General features: G+C 55.8%; 16 protein-coding genes. 7 read left to right on the top strand and 9 right to left on the bottom strand.

Translation table 11 applies throughout. The features are described from left to right. Window positions 1-38 precede the first annotated feature (38 nt). The 6 genes from AT687_RS01440 to AT687_RS01415 all read right to left on the bottom strand — a co-directional run bounded on the left by AT687_RS01440 (window position 39) and on the right by AT687_RS01415 (window position 5,762). Window positions 39-314, bottom strand: coding sequence for a DUF2516 family protein (locus AT687_RS01440; protein WP_014302862.1), 276 nt, complete (start codon window positions 312-314; stop codon window positions 39-41). Between the two features lie 12 nt (window positions 315-326). Continuing rightward, window positions 327-1,595, bottom strand: coding sequence for a DUF445 domain-containing protein (locus AT687_RS01435; RefSeq protein WP_014302861.1), 1,269 nt, complete (start codon window positions 1,593-1,595; stop codon window positions 327-329). A 198-nt stretch (window positions 1,596-1,793) separates the two neighbouring features. Further along, window positions 1,794-2,144, bottom strand: coding sequence for a hypothetical protein (locus AT687_RS01430; RefSeq protein WP_014309943.1), 351 nt, complete (start codon window positions 2,142-2,144; stop codon window positions 1,794-1,796). Between the two features lie 76 nt (window positions 2,145-2,220). Next, entirely contained in the window at window positions 2,221-2,970 is a 750-nt protein-coding gene (locus AT687_RS01425) for a succinate dehydrogenase/fumarate reductase iron-sulfur subunit (protein WP_004566454.1), read from the bottom strand. Continuing rightward, window positions 2,970-4,985 (bottom strand): fumarate reductase/succinate dehydrogenase flavoprotein subunit, encoded by a 2,016-nt coding sequence (locus AT687_RS01420; RefSeq protein ID WP_014318604.1) that lies wholly within the window; start codon window positions 4,983-4,985, stop codon window positions 2,970-2,972. Before AT687_RS01420 ends, AT687_RS01425 begins: the two co-directional genes overlap by 1 nt. 18 nt (window positions 4,986-5,003) lie before the next feature. Next, complete coding sequence (locus AT687_RS01415; protein ID WP_004566451.1) at window positions 5,004-5,762, bottom strand: succinate dehydrogenase cytochrome b subunit; 759 nt, start codon at window positions 5,760-5,762, stop codon at window positions 5,004-5,006. Between the two features lie 449 nt (window positions 5,763-6,211). On the opposite strand from AT687_RS01415, the gene ramB reads away from it, so the two are divergent. Beyond that, window positions 6,212-7,636 (top strand): acetate metabolism transcriptional regulator RamB, encoded by a 1,425-nt coding sequence (gene ramB, locus AT687_RS01410; RefSeq protein WP_004566448.1) that lies wholly within the window; start codon window positions 6,212-6,214, stop codon window positions 7,634-7,636. On the opposite strand, the gene AT687_RS13470 is transcribed toward ramB, so the two are convergent. Both AT687_RS13470 and lpdA read right to left on the bottom strand, forming a co-directional pair. Beyond that, complete coding sequence (locus AT687_RS13470; protein WP_071570483.1) at window positions 7,596-7,778, bottom strand: DUF6767 domain-containing protein; 183 nt, start codon at window positions 7,776-7,778, stop codon at window positions 7,596-7,598. The genes ramB and AT687_RS13470 overlap by 41 nt on opposite strands. A gap of 66 nt (window positions 7,779-7,844) precedes the next feature. Then, window positions 7,845-9,254: a dihydrolipoyl dehydrogenase gene (lpdA, locus tag AT687_RS01405; protein ID WP_004566447.1), complete on the bottom strand. Its 1,410-nt coding sequence runs from the start codon at window positions 9,252-9,254 to the stop codon at window positions 7,845-7,847. 466 nt (window positions 9,255-9,720) lie between these two features. Between lpdA and AT687_RS01400 the strand changes: the two genes are divergently transcribed. The 6 genes from AT687_RS01400 to rfbA all read left to right on the top strand — a co-directional run bounded on the left by AT687_RS01400 (window position 9,721) and on the right by rfbA (window position 17,501). Beyond that, window positions 9,721-10,788 (top strand): alpha/beta hydrolase, encoded by a 1,068-nt coding sequence (locus AT687_RS01400; protein WP_014318603.1) that lies wholly within the window; start codon window positions 9,721-9,723, stop codon window positions 10,786-10,788. 87 nt (window positions 10,789-10,875) lie between these two features. Further along, complete coding sequence (locus AT687_RS01395; protein WP_014318602.1) at window positions 10,876-12,870, top strand: prolyl oligopeptidase family serine peptidase; 1,995 nt, start codon at window positions 10,876-10,878, stop codon at window positions 12,868-12,870. Then, the gene (locus AT687_RS01390; RefSeq protein WP_014318601.1) at window positions 12,867-14,219 is read left to right on the top strand and encodes a M1 family metallopeptidase; all 1,353 of its coding nucleotides are present in this window, start codon (window positions 12,867-12,869) and stop codon (window positions 14,217-14,219) included. The genes AT687_RS01395 and AT687_RS01390 overlap by 4 nt, the downstream gene beginning before the upstream one ends. 20 nt (window positions 14,220-14,239) lie before the next feature. Next, complete coding sequence (gene rfbB / locus AT687_RS01385; RefSeq protein ID WP_014318600.1) at window positions 14,240-15,232, top strand: dTDP-glucose 4,6-dehydratase; 993 nt, start codon at window positions 14,240-14,242, stop codon at window positions 15,230-15,232. Between the two features lie 38 nt (window positions 15,233-15,270). After that, the gene (gene rfbD / locus AT687_RS01380; RefSeq protein WP_014318599.1) at window positions 15,271-16,617 is read left to right on the top strand and encodes a dTDP-4-dehydrorhamnose reductase; all 1,347 of its coding nucleotides are present in this window, start codon (window positions 15,271-15,273) and stop codon (window positions 16,615-16,617) included. Between the two features lie 11 nt (window positions 16,618-16,628). Beyond that, window positions 16,629-17,501, top strand: a complete 873-nt coding sequence (rfbA, locus tag AT687_RS01375) for a glucose-1-phosphate thymidylyltransferase RfbA (RefSeq protein WP_021334833.1) — start codon at window positions 16,629-16,631, stop codon at window positions 17,499-17,501. On the opposite strand, the gene AT687_RS01370 is transcribed toward rfbA, so the two are convergent. Beyond that, complete coding sequence (locus AT687_RS01370) at window positions 17,465-18,253, bottom strand: SGNH/GDSL hydrolase family protein (protein WP_014318597.1); 789 nt, start codon at window positions 18,251-18,253, stop codon at window positions 17,465-17,467. The genes rfbA and AT687_RS01370 overlap by 37 nt on opposite strands. Window positions 18,254-18,308: the final 55 nt, after the last annotated feature.

Genomic DNA, 18,308 nt, shown 5'->3' with positions numbered 1-18,308 from the left:
CTCGCCTCGGGGCCACTGACTATAGGAATCACAGCGCTCTACCAGCCGTAGTTGCCGTTGAGGATGTTTGTAATCTGTGGGCGCACATCAAACCAGTACAGGCCAATGATGACGATGCCGATCCACGATAAAAATGGGAAGCCGGAAAATAGTGCCAAGGCAGAACCGCCCAGCAATGCCGTCCAAACCCACTTGTTTTGCCGATCTGCGGCTTCAAAAGCATCTGCGCGCGTCGCCGCGACGAGTACTGCTCCTACTACCCCACAGACGGCAATAAGCCAATACACAATTGTCAAGATTCCGAAGCTGATCATCCTGCGCCTTATTTATAGTCCAAACAACAGATAGGACACAGTGTAAATGGCAAGGCCAGCTAATGCACCTACCACCGTGCCATTAAGGCGAATGTACTGCAGATCCTTGCCCACCATCAGCTCAATCTTGTCGCTGGCCTCGTCAGCGTCCCAGCGCTCGATTGTCTCACCAATAATCGACGTGATCTGGTCCGCGTAGTTCTCCGCCAAAAATTCTGCGGCACCAGTAATACGGCGATCCAATTCGGTGCGGATCTGCTCATCGTTATGAATCCGTTCGCCCCAAGCCATCGCATATTCTGCGATCTTGGTGCGAATAATCGACTCCGGATCCGCCACCGCAGCAAGAATCGCAGAAGACGTGGATGCCCAAATCGACGCGGCTGCGTTGCGCACCGGCGCTGAACCCATGATGTCATGTTTGATCTCTTCGACCTTTTGGATCATCACCGGATCTTCTTGCAGATCCACCGCGAATTTCTCAAGGAAACGCCGGATCGCATGACGCGCCTCATGGTTTTTATCGCGATCCACGGCAGCGGTCCACTGCACGAGCTCACGGTAGACACGCTCGCCTACGATGTCGTTAATAAAACGCGGTGCCCACGACGGTGCCCGCTCATCCAAAATTCGGATAATCAGCGCCTCACTCGTTGTGGCTTTCTTATGCATCCAGCCGGCCAGCTGATCCACAATCGGATCGGTGAGGCCTTCGTCGATAAGCTGCTGCAACGTTTTGCCCACATGCGGCCCCCACTCCGGCTGCGCCAACTTATCCAGCAAGGCCGCATTGATCACCGTCTCAGCGTCCTGCGGATCCAAAGCACGCACCACTTTGGCAACAAAGGTGCCAGCTTCTTGGGACACCCGCTTGGCGTTATCTGGCTGCACCAACCAATCGGCCAATACGGTAGGAACCTGGGCTTGGCGAACCTTCTGCGTAATCAACGTCGGATTAAGGAAGTTCTCGCTCACAAAAGAGCTGAGGCTCTCGCCTACCTGATCCTTTTTATTGCGAACCAACGCTGTGTGCGGAATCTTGAGCCCCAACGGGTACCGGAATAGCGCTGTGACAGCGAACCAGTCGGCAAGGCCACCGACCATGCCGGCCTCCGCAGCAGCACGCACAAACCCCACCCATACGGGTGTGGGATCGGTGTGCGCCGTGTACCACTGACAGCTTAAAAAGATCACTGCAGCGACTAATAACAACCCCGTGGCAAATGCCTTGTGGTTTCGCAGTGTTCGTCGGCGGTCTAGCTCTGCACTATGTGTACCCATGCCGACTATTATCCCACGCTAGATCAGCGCCAGCCCCATGGCGATGTAGCGGATACCAATTATTACCGCGATCACGGTAATAAGAACCCACGCAATTTTGTTCCAGTTACTCATATTTTTCTACCCTACAGATGCAAAATCGGCGGAGCCACCACTTGTGTGATGACTCCACCGATTACGCGGAGGTGCCTGACGTGATTAGTTCACGCGACCAGTTTCTGCACGGTACTGACGGTAAGCAGCGCGCCCCATGTGGATCAAGCCAAACCCACCGATCAGTAATACTGCTGCGATGACTCCGCCGATCAGAGCGTAGGTAGACCAAGCTTCCTGGCTTCCCACAGTGCTGGATGCCAAACCGAAGATCAAGGTACCCAAGCCTGCCAATGCGGCAAGAATTGCGCCCATACCTACCCACGTGCTCGTACGCTGGAGGGAGGAGTGCGGTGCCCACAGGCTCGATGGATCATAACCGTCGATGTAGTGCATACGACCCTCGAAGACCGGGTAGTTACCCGACTCTTGCGTCGCATCTAGGGAATGGGACATTGTGCTTGCCTTTCTATGTACCCGAGTAGAAGAACGTCTGTTTACTAGAGTATTACCTTACGGTAATCAGTGGTAATTAGTCGTCCTTGCCACGGAAGAACGCACGAGCACGTTCCTTGTTGATTGCAGCAACTGCGGACAGTGGGATACCTGCAGGGCAAACATCCGCGCACTCACCGTAGAGGGAGCAGTGCCCGAAGTTTGTCTCCAGCTCGTCGACCATCTTGCGTGCACGCTTGCCGCGCTCTTCCTTGCCCAAAGGCATCAGGGAGAGGTGGATCAGCTTTGCACCGGTGAACAAGTGAGCTGCGCCGTTAGGGCAAGCAGCCACACAAGCACCACAGCCGATGCAGGCTGCGTGGTCGAGAGCCAACTCGGCAGACTCGTGGTTCTGGTGCAGGGTGTCTGCATCAGGAGCGGTGCCGGCGTTGATGGAAACGAAGCCGCCCTTTTCCAAGACGCGGTCCAGTGCGGAGCGGTCTACCAAGAGGTCCTTGACCACTGGGTAAGCTGCGGAGCGCAGTGGCTCGATCTTCAGGGTCGATCCGTCTGGGACGTGGTCGAGGCGCTGCTGGCAAGAAGGCTTGTTCTTGTCCAGTCCATGTGGGCGACCGTTGACCAAAAGGCCACAGGTACCACAGATGCCTTCGCGGCAGTCGGAGGCGAATACGAAAGGCTCTTTGCCTTCCTCAATCAGGCCAGTGTTGACGTGGTCGAGAAGCTCGAGGACCGACATTTGAGGAACGGCGTCGTTGACGTCGATGGGCTCGAAGTGACCTTCGCTGTTTGGACCGGCCTGACGCCAGATTTCAAGATGGAGTTTCATTACTTGTAATTCCTTGTCATCAGCGGGATCGCTTCGAATGTGAGTGGTTCAGCGTGGCGAATGAACTCGCCCTCGACTGCACCTGGCTCCCATGCGGAAACGAAGCACCAGTTGTCGTCGTCACGCTCTGCCTCGCCCTCTTCGGAGAGGTGATCGTCACGGAAGTGGGCACCACAGGACTCATCGCGGTCAAGTGCGTCGACGCACATGAGCTCGCCCAAGTCGATGTAGTCAGCAACGCGGGATGCGTACTCAAGAACCTGGTTCATCTCATCGGCAGCGCCGGTGATACGCAGGTTTGCCCAGAATTCCTTGCGCAGAGCGCGGATCTTCTGAATACCGGTCTTGAGATCCTCAACGTTGCGGGCAACGCCACAAGAGAAGTAGAGGATCTCGCCCAGCTGGCGGTGGAAGAACTCAGGGCCGTGAGGATCATTGCCCTTGATGTTCATCAGCTTGTCAATGCGTGCTTTGGCGCGGTTAACAGCTTCCTGTGCCTCTGCAGAATCCTCAGCCAAACGTGGCTCACCGAGGTGGTTTGCCAAGTAGTTAGGGATGGTGAACGGCAGGGTGAACCAGCCGTCAACAGAAGCAGACAGGAGGGAGTTTGCACCCAGGCGGTTAGCACCGTGGTAGGTCCATGAGCACTCACCTGCTGCGAACAGGCCGTCAATGGAGGTCATCTCATTGAAGTCGGTCCACAGGCCACCCATAGTGAAGTGGCAGGTAGGAGCAATACGCATTGGTGCCTTGTATGGGTTCTCACCAGTGGCCTCTTCGTACATCTGGAAGAGGTTGGAGTAACGCTCACGGATGGTATCTTCACCGAGGCGGCCGATGGCATCGCGGAAGTCCAGGTAAGCGGAGTTGTGCAGAGGTCCAACGCCGAGGCCCTTGTTGATCTGCTGAGAGATTGCACGAGATGCAACGTCGCGAGGAACCAAGTTACCGAATGCTGGGTAACGACGCTCCAGGAAGTAGTCGCGCTCTTCCTCAGGGATGGTGTTCGGGTCGCGGTCGTCCTTTGGTTCCAGTGGCGACCAGATGCGGCCGTCGTTACGCAAAGACTCGGACATCAAGATGGTCTTGGACTGCCACTCGGAGTTCACAGGAAGACCGGTTGGGTGGAACTGAATGAACGATGGCGATGCGAGATATGCACCGTGATCGTATGCACGCATCATTGCGGATGCGTTGGAGTTCTTAGCCAAGGTGGACATGTGGAATACGTTGCCGTAGCCACCGGTTGCCAAGATCACTGCGTGGCCGGTGTGAGCGGTGAGCTCGCCGGTGATGAGGTTACGCATAACCACACCTTCACAGCGCTTCTTGCCGTCCTTCTCGGTGAGAACCAAGTCTGCTAGGTCATTGTGGGTGAAGATCTCCACGGTGCCCAAGCCGATCTGGCGCTGCAGAGCAGCAGCACCAGCCAGCTGCAGCTGCTGACCTGTTTGACCACGGGTGTAGTAGGTGCGGGAAACCTGCACGCCACCGAAGGAACGGGTTGCCAGGGTTCCGCCGTATTCGCGAGCGAATGGTGCACCGATGGCGTTCATGTGGTCGATCACGCGGACGGACTCGTATGCCAAGCGCCAGCAGTCGGACTCACGGCAGCGGTAGTCGCCGCCCTTAACGGTGTCTTTGACGTGGCGGTATGCACCGTCGTTGTCCACCTTCTTGCCGCGAGCAGCGTTGACGCCACCCTGTGCAGCGACGGAGTGTGCACGACGTGGTGCGTCGTGGTAGGTGAACACCTTGACGTCGTAGCCGAGCTCGCCGAGAGCAGCCGCAGCGCCGCCACCGGACAGGCCGGTGCCGACCACGAGGACGCGGAACTTACGACGGTTCAAAGGCGACACGAGGTTCATGTGGTTCTTTTGGTACTCCCACATGTCCTTGGTGGGAACGCCCTTAGGCTCATGAGACTCGAGGATGCTGCCGAGCTTCACACCATCAACGATGGATGCTGGTTGGGTGAAGTCGGTGCTAACAGTGGTGTCAGAGTTAATGCTCATTGTTATTTACCTTCTCCCCTAGCCGACCAAGCCAAGTGCGATGGACAGCGGAATAGCGATGTTGCCGATCATGACAATTGCTGGGACGAGGTATGCCAAGAACAGCATGACCGCACGCCAGCGCTTGCCAGTAATACCAAGGTCGCTGGTAGCAAGCCAGATACCATGCGACAGGTGCATGAACAAGGTCACCATGGCAATCACGTAGAAGATGGTGACTGGCCAACGGCTAAAGCCTGCGACCATGTTCGCATAGATAGCACCGTGCTCGAAGGCATCAGAAGCTGCAGGAGCAGCACCTACGGTGAGATCCAAGATGTGGAAGATGATGAACGCTAGCAGCACGATGCCGGTGACCAGCATGGTGCGGGTGGTGAAGGAGTTCATGCCACCCATCAGGTTGGTGCGACGGAACTTGCCGCGGGACTGATGGGAGCGCGCGGTCAGTGCGAATGCGCCGTAGATGTGGATCACGATGCAAGCAAGTAGGACCAAGCGGAAGATCCACAGGAATACACCGTGTGGAAGCAGCGGGTAGAGCAGGTTGCGCAGCCACTCGCCGTAGATGTCGATTGGATGCGTGCCGTCTTCGTAGAACGGCAGGAAGATCTTCAGGTTTCCAACCATGTGGAATACGACGAAGAAGGCAAAGATTAGGCCAGTAACGGCCATGCCGAGCTTCAGAGCCCAGGTTGGGAACTGTGGCCGCTCACGCAGCGGCTTTTCAGTGATTTTGCCGTGAGCGATTGCGTCACGGTCGATGTTATTTACAGTCATGGCACCTCCAGTGTCGCTATAACTTTACGACCCGAACTCGCCTATAAACCACTTACAAACACCCATTGTGAATTAGGTCACCCAGTAAAAAACATCATTCTACCTGCAGTTTAGGGTACCCTGACCTAAAAGCGGCTTCTGGAGTGACTGAAAATTGCTACATCTACCGGCACTTTTTCAAAAGCGTGAGGCGACAGGGAGCGGTCATCCAACTTTTTAGTGATTTTGTACACTATCCTTCCTCCCCACCCTTTCGGCGTCATACGAATGGGTGATCTTTAGACAAGCCTCTTAGGGTGATTCAGAGAAAACCACAAGGCCAGCGACATATTTGCTCTTTTCTCTTATTTTTCCCACACCACAGTAGAAGTGACAGTTGTGTACTGCGCACCACAGTCGATTTTTGAATAATCATCCACCATGGCGCAGCTCACGTAGTGTAGAAACCCATGGGTATGACTTATGTGGGTTCACGCCTGCGCCAGCTGCGCAAAGAACGCGACCTCACCCAAGCCGCGCTTGCCGAGCTTCTCGGGATCTCAGCCAGCTATATCAACCAGATCGAACACGACGTCCGACCACTTACCCCACAAGTGCTGCGGAAAATAACAGCCTCATTCGGGGTGGACGCCACCTTCTTTTCGCGCGACGATTCCTCACGCCTCATCGCCGAGCTTCACGACGTCATGTTCGACAAGGAAGTCTGCCCGCAGCCTATCGACGTCACCGAGCTGTCCACCCTCGTAGACCACCACCCCGAAGCTGCTCGCGCCATGGTGGAGATGCATCGTCGCTATCGACGCCTTCGCGACAACCTTGATGCGGTTACCGACAAACGTCGTCTCAGCGGATTAGATACTCCCAATCCACTGGCGGTGTTATCCATGCCTCACGATGAGGTGCGCGACTTCTTTTACTCTCACCACAATTACCTCGACGAACTAGATCGGATCGCCGAACGCATTGCCACAGAGCTAGGCATTACTACTTTTAATATTCGAGCCAACGAAGCAGCACTGACCCAACGCCTGCAAGAAGACCATGATGTAAAGATCATCCCCGGGGTTGACCTCGGCGCCACGTTGCATAAGTTTGACAATGTTTCTCGCCAACTTACGCTGTCGACTCGCCTTATTGCTGGCCAGCGCGCATTTAGGCTTGCCGCAGAGCTGGGGTATCTCGAAGCTGGCGAACAGATGCATGCACTTGTTGCCGATGGACATTTCCAATCAGAGGAGGCGCGTCGATTAGCGCTTCGTGGCATCGCCTCCTACTTTGCTGCGGCGGTGATGTTGCCTTATGGCATGTTCCACCAGCAGGCGGAAAAATGCGGTTACGACATCGAATACCTCTGCCAAGTGTTTGGGCTGGGGTATGAGACGGTCTGCCATCGGCTTTCAACCTTGCAGCGCCCTCAACTCAAAGGCATCCCGTTTACGTTTGTCCGCGTGGATCGGGCCGGTAATATCTCCAAGCGGCAATCGGCCACTGGTTTTCATTTCACACATTCGGGAGGCACGTGCCCCTTGTGGAATGTGTATGAGGCGTTTAGCAGCCCAGGCACGATCATGCGGCAGCTTTCTGAGATGCCTGATGGCCGTAGTTATCTTTGGATTGCACGCACGGTTCGCCACCATCAAGGGCGGTTTAGCGAGCCAGGAAAGATCTTTTCTATTGGTCTTGGCTGCGAATCCCGTCACGCGCATCGTACCGTTTATACTGCTGGGCTAGATTTCGACGGCTTTAGCAATGCGGTCCCCATCGGCGCTGGTTGCCGCGTATGTTCGCGAACAAATTGCCCTCAGCGAGCTTTCCCCGCGGTGAATACTTTGCTCAGCATTGATCCCCATGCTTCCCAAGTCGCGCCTTATTAATCATCTCGACCATCAGCTGTTTAAGCTCTGGGTCTTCGCGCACCAATTGAACTAATTGGCAGTCGTTTGGCCCCGAGGTTCCAGGTTGGCATGCCGTGCAGGGTTCCCCATACCGCACGGGGCACTTAGGGGTATGAGCCATAGGCCCCATAATACGCCGGCGCTCCCCGCTGCCAGATGCGGCAACGAGGAGCATCCTCATGGTTTTTTAGAGGTTGATCATGTGACCCATGATTCCTTCTGCGGCTTCCTTCATTGCCTCAGACAGGGTTGGGTGCGTATGAACGTTGCGTCCGATTTCTTCACAGGTGAGGTCGAAACGCTGTGCCAAGGTGAGTTCTGGCAGCAGTTCGGAAACGTTTGCGCCAACCATGTGCGCACCGACGATCTCGCCAAATTCTGCGTCTGCAACAATCTTGACAAAGCCTGCAGTTTCAGCGAGGCCGGCTGCCTTGCCGTTGGCAGAGAATGGGAAGGTGGCGGTCTTGATCTCGCGGCCTTCGAATTTTGCCTTCGCCTGCTCTTCGGTGTAGCCGAAGGAGGCAACCTGTGGGTTACAGAAGGTAGCGCGTGGCATCATCATGTAGTCGCCCAGCTCTTGGGTTTCAGCACCGGCGATAACCTCGGCGGCAACAACGCCCTGTGCTTCTGCAACGTGTGCCAGCTGCAATTTCGCGGTGACGTCGCCAATTGCGTAAATGTGGTCGACGTTGGTGCGCATGAAGTCATCGATTTCGATAGCGCCGCGCTCGGTGAGCTTCACACCGGTGTTTTCGAGGCCGTAGCCTTCAACACGTGGTGCGAATCCGATGGACACCATGCAGCGCTCAACGGTGAGGCTGTCTTTCTTGGAGCCGTCCTTGGACTCCACCTCGACGGTGACGTTGTCGCCGTTATCGGTGATGGCGGTGGTCTTGTAACCGGTCAGCAGTTTCACGCCGAGCTTCTTGTACTGCTTTGCGATCTCCTTGGATACGTCTGCATCCTCGTTAGGCAGTACGCGGTCCATGAATTCCACGATGGTGATGTCTACGCCGTAGTTAGCGAGAACGTAAGCAAACTCCATACCGATAGCGCCGGCGCCCACGATCACCATGGACTTTGGTGCTTCTTCCTTGAGGATCTGCTCTTCGAAGGAAACGATGTTACCGCCGATGGTCACACCAGGCAGGGAACGCACGACGGAACCGGTGGCGATAATGCAGTCATCGAAAGTAACTACCTTGCCGGCGTCGTTACCCTCGGTGATCTCGATGGTCTTGGCGTCTTTAAAGGAGCCGAGGCCGTCGATTTCGGTGATCTTGTTCTTCTTCATCAAGTAGTGGACACCCTTGACGATTCCGGAAGATACCTGGCGGGAGCGCTTATGAGCAGCACCGAAGTCAAAGGACACGTCGCCACTAATGCCGAAGGTCTTTGCCTCATGGTTAAAGATGTGTGCTACCTCAGCGTTTTTCAGAAGCGCCTTGGAAGGGATACAACCGACGTTGAGGCAGACACCTCCCCAGTACTGCTTTTCAACGACTGCAACCTTCTTGCCAAGCTGGGCTGCGCGGATGGCGGCGACATAGCCACCAGGGCCTGCACCGAGTACTACTACGTCATAATGTTCAGTCACAGTTTCCTAGGATACGTGCATCACATCAAATTGTCGTGCCCTCTGCTCAAATTAAACAAAAAGATGGCCTACCCCGAAGCGTGGCTTTCGGGGTAGGCCATTGGTGTTCTGATCTATCAGAAGAATCCCAAAAAGTGGAAAACAAAGCTCAGTCCGGAAGATCCAGAGTTGCTAAGAGCACCGAAAACGCTGGAGATTGCGAGGATAATCTGATCCATGGGAAGGGGACTCCTTATTTAACTTAGGTAAATACATTCCACTGCGATGTTACACAATCAAACCACAGTTTAATCCCGTGACTTTACGCTAACTGAGCATCTCGTCACAGAGCAGGGCACATGCCTTACTCCTTCTATCTTCTTTTCTACCAAGCTGTTAACATTTTCTTCTTAGAAAGCGATGACTCTACTAAGTGCTCGTCGCACAGATCGCCCCTTTAATCACACAGGAAGTCTTAAAAGTTTCAATGAAGTTCCGTCGTTCTCTCGCGGTGCTTTCCATTGCTGCTACATCCGTAGTCGGCGCAATGGTAGCCCCCGCACAAGCAGCTAACCTCAACCCAGACACTGTTCGTGGTCAGGTTGCTCCTGCCACTGTCCATGAAGGTGCAACCCCAGGCCTGAATCCTGCTTGGCGCGAGAAGGCCACCGGCGACCGTGTCGTGGAAATGTGGGCTCACTCCCCTTCCATGAACCGCGATGTGCCCTTGGTTGTTTTGAAGGCAGCTAACCCAGGCCGTCCTACCATCTACCTGCTCAACGGTGGCGATGGTGGCGAGGGTAAGGCTAACTGGGTCATGCAGACCAAGGCTTTGGACTTCTACCGCGATAAAAACGTCAACGTTGTTATCCCTATGGCCGGTAAGTTCTCCTACTACACCGACTGGGTGTCTGAGGCGCCTTCACTCGGCGGCAAGCAGAACTGGGAAACCTTCTTAACCAAGGAGCTCCCAGGACCAATCGAGCGCCACCTCGGTGCTTCCAACAAGCGCGCTATTGCCGGCTTGTCCATGTCTGCTACCAGCGCTTTGGTGCTGGCTGAGCACGCACAGGGCTTCTACGACGCTACTGGTTCCTTCTCCGGTTGTGCTGCAACCTCCAGCCCGCTGACCTACCACTTCCTGCGCCTGACCTTGGAGCGCGGTGGCGCTACCCCTGAGCAGATGTGGGGCCCACAGGGCAGCGAGGTCAACCGTTACAACGATGCTCTGATCAACGCTGAGCGTCTGCGCGGCACTGAGGTGTATGTGTCCAACAACTCGGGCACCGTCGGCAAGTACGATCTGCCTTCTAGCCCTCGTCTTGCTGGCAACAACCCTGCTACCATCTTTGCTACCAACCTGATTACCGCTACTGAGGGCGGCATCATCGAGGCTGGCACCAACCTGTGTACCCACGACCTCAAGGTGAAGATGGATTCGCTGAACATCCCAGCTACCTTCAATTTCCGTAACACTGGCACCCACTCGTGGGGCTACTGGGAAGAGGACATGGTTGCTTCGTGGGAGCTGTTCAACATGGCTTTTAACAAGTAAATCTCTTCGCTTTACTTCCTCGCTGATACGCTTTGAGTGCGTTATCAGCGAGGTTTTTTATTACCCCAAGGAAAGGACACGCCGGCGATGCACCACCCCCCTGTTGAGGAGCTAGAGCTGATCGATTCCCCCGCCGCTCTTGAGTGGGCGCGCGAGTGGTCGCAGGCTACGCAGGAGAGGTGGAGCAACGATGCACTCCAGCGCAGTATTCATGAGGCGTTGGATACGGACGCGCGTATTCCTTATGTGACGAGGCGGGGCGAATATCTGTATAACTTTTGGCGGGATCGCGACCACCCCCGTGGGGTGTGGCGACGTACTACGTTGGAGAGTTTTACCAGCGATTCCCCGCAATGGCAGGTGCTTATCGACGTCGACCGCCTTGCTGCTTCTGAGGAAGAAAGTTGGGTATGGAAGGGCGCTCATGTTCGTCCGCATCATTTTGATCGTGCGTTGATTAGGTTGAGCCGTGGTGGCGCCGACGCGGTGGAAATCCGCGAGTTTGATCTTGATAGTGGCAGTTTTGTTGGAGATCACGCGTTTACGGTTCCGGAGGCCAAGACTCAGGTGTGCTGGGTGGATCGCGATACTGTGCTGGTAGGAACGGATATGGGGGCCGGCAGTTTGACGGAGTCGGGCTATCCGGCGCGGGTTCATGTGTGGCGGCGTGGCACGAATCTTGCTGAGGCTGAGGAGTTTTTCTGCGGTCTTAGCTCGGATTTGGTGGTGTCTGCGTGGGCGGAGACTGTCCCTGGTTTTGAGCGGTTGTTTGTGCGTCGGGCGTTGGATTTTTATCGTTCGCGGACGTTTATTCAGCATGATGGTCATCTGCAGATTATTGAGGTGCCGGAGGATTGCACGGTGGTAGTCCATCGTGAGTGGATGTATGTACTGCCACGTGAGGAGTACGCCGGTATTGCTTCTGGTGGTGTGGGCGCTATTTTGTTTGAGGATTTCTTGGCGGGTCGCAGGGATTTCTTCACGGTGTTTAGTCCTACGCCGCAATCAAGTGTGCAGGATCTTACGTTGACGGCCTCCTATGTGGTGCTCACGATTTTGGAGGATGTGACCAGCCGGATTGAGGTTGTTGATCGCGGGGCTCCGAGGTCGGAGTCGCGACGCATCAATGTCGGCGATATGGTTACCGCGCGTGTGGTGGCGGCGGATTCGGAATCTGATGAGCTGTGGTTGGGGGCATCGTCGTTTACGCAACCCGATACGTTGTATCGCGTTGAGCTTGGCCAACACACTACTCCTGAGGTGGTCAAGCAGGCACCTGCGCTATTTGATGCTTCTCGTATGGAGACGAGGCAGCATTGGGCAACGTCGGCAGATGGCACCAAGATTCCGTATTTTATCGTGGGAGATTTTTCTCAAGGCCCGCGTCCTACGTTGGTGGGCGGCTATGGCGGCTTTGAGGTTTCGCTGGTGCCTGGGTATTCGTCGATACGCGGTCGGGCGTGGCTGAGCAAGGGAAACTATTTTGTACAACCTAATTTGCGCGGTGGTGGCGAGTTCGGTCCGCACTGGCATGAAAGTGTGATTCGGCGTCATCGCGTGAAGGTTTATGAGGACCATCAAGCGGTTTTAGAGGATCTGCGGCAGCGCGGGTATGCCTCGCAGATTGCGGTGCGCGGCGGTTCCAATGGTGGGTTGCTCACGTCGGTGGCGTTAACGCGTTATCCGGAGGCGATTGATGCTGCGGTGATTCAGGTGCCGCTGACGGACATGTTGCGGTATCACACGTGGTCGGCGGGTGCGTCGTGGATGGCGGAGTATGGGGATCCAGATGATCCGGCGGAGCGGGCGGTATTGGAAAGTTATTCGCCGTTGCACCATGTGGCAGCTCGTGCGCAGGTGGTGTATCCGCCGGCGTTGGTGACTACGTCGACACGCGATGATCGTGTCCACCCCGCTCATGCACGTTTGTTTGCCCGTGCTTTGGAGGTTGCTGGGCAGGCTGTGGACTATTGGGAGAATTCGGAGGGCGGCCATGCCGGCGCTGCGGATAATGCGCAGGTGGCGGCGTCGGAGGCCATGATTTATATGTGGCTGCTTGACGCATTGGGAGGCGTACGGTGAACCGGCTTCGCTCTACACCCATTCCTGGTACGCGGGACTCCTATACGCAGGTGGACTTCAACTTAGGGTTTCACGTGCGGCATTACGACGTCTCCTTGGACTATGTGGTTGCGCCGAATCGTTTGAAGGCTGTGGTCACGCTCTCGATGGATAATTATCAGCCACTACGCAGCCTTACGCTGGATCTTTCCGACGCGTTGACGGTGAAGTCGGTGACAGCACAGGGTACGTCGGCGGTGGCTGTGAAGGTGCAGAAGTTCCGACACAGCAACCATAAGCTGCGGATTTCTTTTAGCGAAGAGATCCCCGTGGACCAGGAATTTAAGATCACCGTGACCTATTCTGGTAATCCGCGCCCGATTCGGAGCACTTGGGGGTTGATCGGCTGGGAGGAGCTGAGCAACGGTTCCTTGGTGGCCAGCCAGCCTAATGGTGCGCGTTCGTGGTTGCCGTGTGATGACACTCCCGATGAAAAGGCGCTGTACACCATGAGCATTACGTGCGATTCGCCGTACACGGTGGTGGCTAATGGCGAGTTGTTGGGCACCACGAGGCATGGTTCGCGCACACAGTGGCGCTATCAAACGCAGCATCCGATGGCGAGCTATTTGGCAACAGTGCAGGTTGGGCAATATGAGCGCTATGAGCTTGGTGCCGCAGGTGAGGTTCCCGTAATCGCGTATGCTCCGCCGGCGTTAGCGGCTGGGGTGCGCCATGATTTTTCCGACCAGGCTGCGATGCTAGAGCTGTTTTCTCAGTTGTTTGGCCCCTACCCTTTTGACCAGTATTCGGTGGTTGTAACCGAGGATGATCTTGAGATTCCGTTAGAGGCTCAGGGGTTGTCTATTTTTGGTGCAAATCATGCTGGGGGTACCAAGCAGTGGGAACGGCTGATTGCCCATGAGTTGGCGCATCAGTGGTTTGGTAATTCTTTGGGTCTTGCGCAGTGGGATGATATTTGGCTGAATGAGGGCTTTGCGTGTTATGCGGAGTGGTTGTGGTTTGAGCATTCGGCGGGGATTCCGGCGGCGGTGACGGCGTCCCAGCATTATGAACGTTTAGCGCAGCTTCCTGCAGATATTGTGGTGGCAGCCCCTGGTGCGCGCGATATGTTTGATGATCGTGTGTATAAGCGTGGTGCGTTGACGTTGCATGCGCTTCGCACGCTGCTTGGCAGCGCAGCTTTCTTCCGCGCCATTGCACGTTATGTTGCGGCGGGTCGGCATTGCGTTGTGGAGCCGGTGGATTTGCGTCGTGAGTTGCTCAAGGAAGTGGATTCTTCGGCGCAGCTGGATGCGTTGTGGCATGCGTGGTTGTATGAGACTGCGTTGCCGGAGTGCCCACGGTAACATCGATGGCTGTGAAACGTATGCTGGTCACCGGCGGCGCCGGTTTTATTGGTTCGAATTTTGTCAGGCGTGTTCTTGCTACCCGTCCGGAGTATCGGGTCACGGTACTAGATAAGCTGACGTATGCCGGCAACGCCGCAAATTTGGATGGCTGTGATGCCACTTTGGTTGTGGGCGATATTTGTGATGCAGCGTTGGTGGATCGCTTGGTGGCTGACTCGGATGTGGTGGTGCACTTTGCCGCGGAGTCGCATAACGATAATTCTTTGGTGGATCCGTCGCCGTTTGTTCAGACCAATGTGGTGGGTACGTTTACGTTGTTGGAGGCTGCGCGTCGCCATGATGTGCGCTTCCATCATGTGTCTACGGATGAGGTTTTTGGTGACTTGGAGTTGGATGATCCGAATCGTTTTACCGAGCACACGCCGTATAATCCGTCGTCGCCGTATTCGGCAACGAAGGCCGGGTCGGATCATCTGGTACGCGCGTGGGTTCGTTCATTTGGATTGCGTGCAACTATTTCTCATTGTTCCAATAATTATGGTCCTTACCAGCACATTGAGAAGTTTATTCCACGCCAGATCACCAACATTTTAAGTGGGCTCACGCCTAAGTTGTACGGTACAGGCGAGCAGGTGCGCGACTGGATCCATGTGGATGACCACAATGATGCCGTGATCCGGATTCTAGAAAGCGGTCGCATCGGCCAGACCTATATCATCGGTGCAGACAATGATCATGTGAACAACAAAACCGTTATCACACTGATCTGTGAACTCATGGGTGCGGACGGTTTTGAACACGTTGCAGACCGCCCTGGCCACGATATGCGCTATGCCATGGATTCTTCCACCTTGCGTGCAGAGCTCGGCTGGCAGCCACGTTTTACCGATACCGATACCGGCATGCGTGAGGGCTTACTGCAGACTATCGAGTGGTATCGCATGCACCGCGACTGGTGGGAGCCCCAAAAGGCCGCGGTAGAGCAGCGTTATCTAGCCCAAGGGCATTAAAGTTGTGCGCAGATAGCGTTTGATTGAAGGGATAGATTATGCAGGTTCGCCCCACTGCCATTGCCGGTGTTGTTATTGTCGACCTCGACGTTCATGGCGATAACCGTGGATGGTTCAAGGAGAACTGGCAGCGGGAAAAGATGGTGGCGGCGGGCTTGCCGGATTTCCAGCCGGTGCAAAACAACATTTCTTTTAACGCTGAGCGGGGCGTAACGCGTGGTTTGCACGCCGAGCCATGGGATAAGTTCGTGTCGGTGGCTCATGGTGAGGTGTTTGGTGCGTGGTGCGACCTGCGCGAGGGTTCTGACACCTTCGGCGAGGTAGTCACCTGCACCATTACCCCTCATACTGCGGTGTTTGTGCCGCGTGGGGTGGCCAATGGCTTTCAAGCACTAGTAGACAACACAAGTTACACCTATTTGGTCAACGACCATTGGTCGCCGGACGCTACGTATACGGCGGTGAATCTGGACATGATTGATTGGCCGCTTCCTCCCACGGAGATTTCAGATAAGGATCGTTGTCACCCCCAGCTTGCCGAGGCCACCCCGATGCCACCGCGTCGCATTCTCATCACCGGCGCCCATGGCCAGTTGGGGCGTGCGCTAGCCGAGTTGTTGCCGGATGCCGAGTTGTGTTCGCATGCGGATTTCGATGTGGTTAACCCACCGCAGCGCCCGTGGCGCCAGTATGAGGCGATTATTAACTGCGCGGCCTATAACAATGTGGATGCGGCAGAAGATGATCGTGCTCGCGCATGGGAGGTCAATGCTGTTGCCCCAGCAAGGCTGGCCCAGATTGCTACGGAGAATAATCTGACGTTGGTGCATGTGTCGACGGATTTCATTTTCGACGGCACCACGTCCGTGCATGAGGAGACGGAAGCGCCGTCGCCGCTGTCGGTGTATGGGGCCTCGAAGGCTGCGGGTGATATTACGGCCGCTGTGACACCGAAACACTATGTGGTGCGTACGTCGTGGGTCTTTGGCCAAGGTGGCAACTTTGTGGAAACCATGCGTTCGTTGGCGCAGCGCGGGATTCGCCCCAATGTGATTAGCGACCAGCGTGGTCGGCCTACCCATGCTGCGGATTTGGCGGCGGGTATTGTGCATTTGCTGCGCAGCGGCGCAGATTATGGTGTGTACAACCTTTCTAATTCTGGCGATGTGGTCGGCCGCGATGATCTTGCCCGCGCAGTATTTGAACACTGTGGGGTATCCGGTGAGGCGGTCACATCTGTTACCACAGCCGAGTACGAGGCCCACACAGGCCCGTTGGCCAAGCGCCCCACGGAGTCGACGTTCAACTTGGACAAGATTGTGGCCACGGGTTTTCAACCGCGCCCATGGCGGGATGCTGTGCGGGATTACTTGGGCACCAAGTAGGCTTAGGATCCATGAAGGGCATCATTCTCGCCGGCGGTTCTGGCACTCGTTTGCATCCCATTACGTTGGGGATTTCTAAGCAGCTTATGCCGATCTACGACAAGCCAATGATCTACTACCCGCTGACCACGTTGATCCAAGCGGGTATTCGCGAGATCTTGATCATCACCACCCCTGAGGACCAAGCGGCGTTTCAACGCCTGCTTGGCGACGGCTCCTCCTGGGGCATCGAGCTTTCCTACGCAGTGCAACCCCGCCCTGATGGCCTAGCGCAGGCATTTATTATCGGCCGCGATTTCATTGGCAATGACAGCGTTGCTCTAGCCCTAGGCGACAACATCTTTGACGGCCCCGCCCTTGGTCAAGCACTCAAGGGGTGCCATAGTCCTGACGGCGGCACCGTGTTCGCCTATGAGGTATCCGACCCCAGTCGCTATGGTGTGGTCACCTTTGATGCCACAGGAACCGCATTGTCCATCGAAGAAAAACCCCAGCACCCACGCTCCAACTACGCGGTGGTGGGACTGTACTTCTACGACAACAACGTCGTCCGCATCGCGGAAACAATCACACCCAGCGCACGCGGCGAGCTAGAAATCACCGCCATTAACGATGCATACCTGCAGCAAGGCAAGCTCCATGTGCGCAAACTCGAACGTGGCGACGTATGGCTCGACACCGGAACCATCGACTCCATGAGCGAAGCCGCCTCCTACGTAGAAGTACTGCAAAAACGCACCGGCGTTATCATCGGATCCCCAGAAGTAGCCGCATGGAAAGCAGGCCTTATCACCGACACCCAGCTAGAAGCACTCGCCCAGCCACTCAAAAAATCCGGCTACGGGGACTACCTCATACGCACAATAAAATCCGCAATGGCCTGATGCCCGCGCTCATTCACATGAGCAGGCAGATGCGTAGGCGCACCCGCAACATCCACCACACTGGAAATGTAACGCTGCTCATCGGGTGCGCACATGGAATGATCCGCAGTCGCGGAGCGGACGTCGATAAGCTCACTGCCAGTAGCCGCAGCCACCTCGCGCTGAATAAATAAGGCCTGATCCTCCCACGCGGCGATCACCGCCGCAGCAATCGGCCACGCAGGCTGACCTGGCAGCCGCACCAAACAAAGCTGGCCCTGATGGGTGATCTGCGGATACCCCACAATCTGAATACGGGCATTCGGGGCATACGCGCGGATCCGGCCGATCGCCTCATTCATAGTGGCAACCACCTGCGCCGCGGGGTGCCCACTCCAGGCATCGTTAAACCCCTGGGTGATCCAGACGCGCCGGGTGTGGGTATCAAGGGCTCCGGTGGCGATGGCGGTGTCGATCTGGGCGATAAACGAGGTTTTTAAAAATGGTCCGCCCATGTGAACTTGGGCACCGGCGCAGGAGAAGTTGCGGGACTCAAGGCCTAGGCGTTTCGCCGCGATTTCGGCGTAGCTGATCGGTGAATGTGGGCAGTGTGGTTGGCTGCTCAGGCGGCCGGCGATTACTTCTGATACCAGCGGGTCAGCGACGATGGAGTCGCCGAAGATAACGGCGTTATCGTGTGCGATACCTGCGTGTGTGGGTGGTGCCGCAAGGAGTCCGAGGAGCGTGGCACAGAAGGCTGTTAGTAATCGCATAAGAAAGTTTTCTACTTGAAAGTTGTTACCAAAGTTAAAGATGTTATCAAATGGA

Source organism: Corynebacterium diphtheriae (genome assembly GCF_001457455.1).
GTDB lineage: Bacteria > Actinomycetota > Actinomycetes > Mycobacteriales > Mycobacteriaceae > Corynebacterium > Corynebacterium diphtheriae.
Note: the sequence above shows the minus strand (reverse complement) of the source record. Positions and strands in the feature narration are given on the sequence as shown.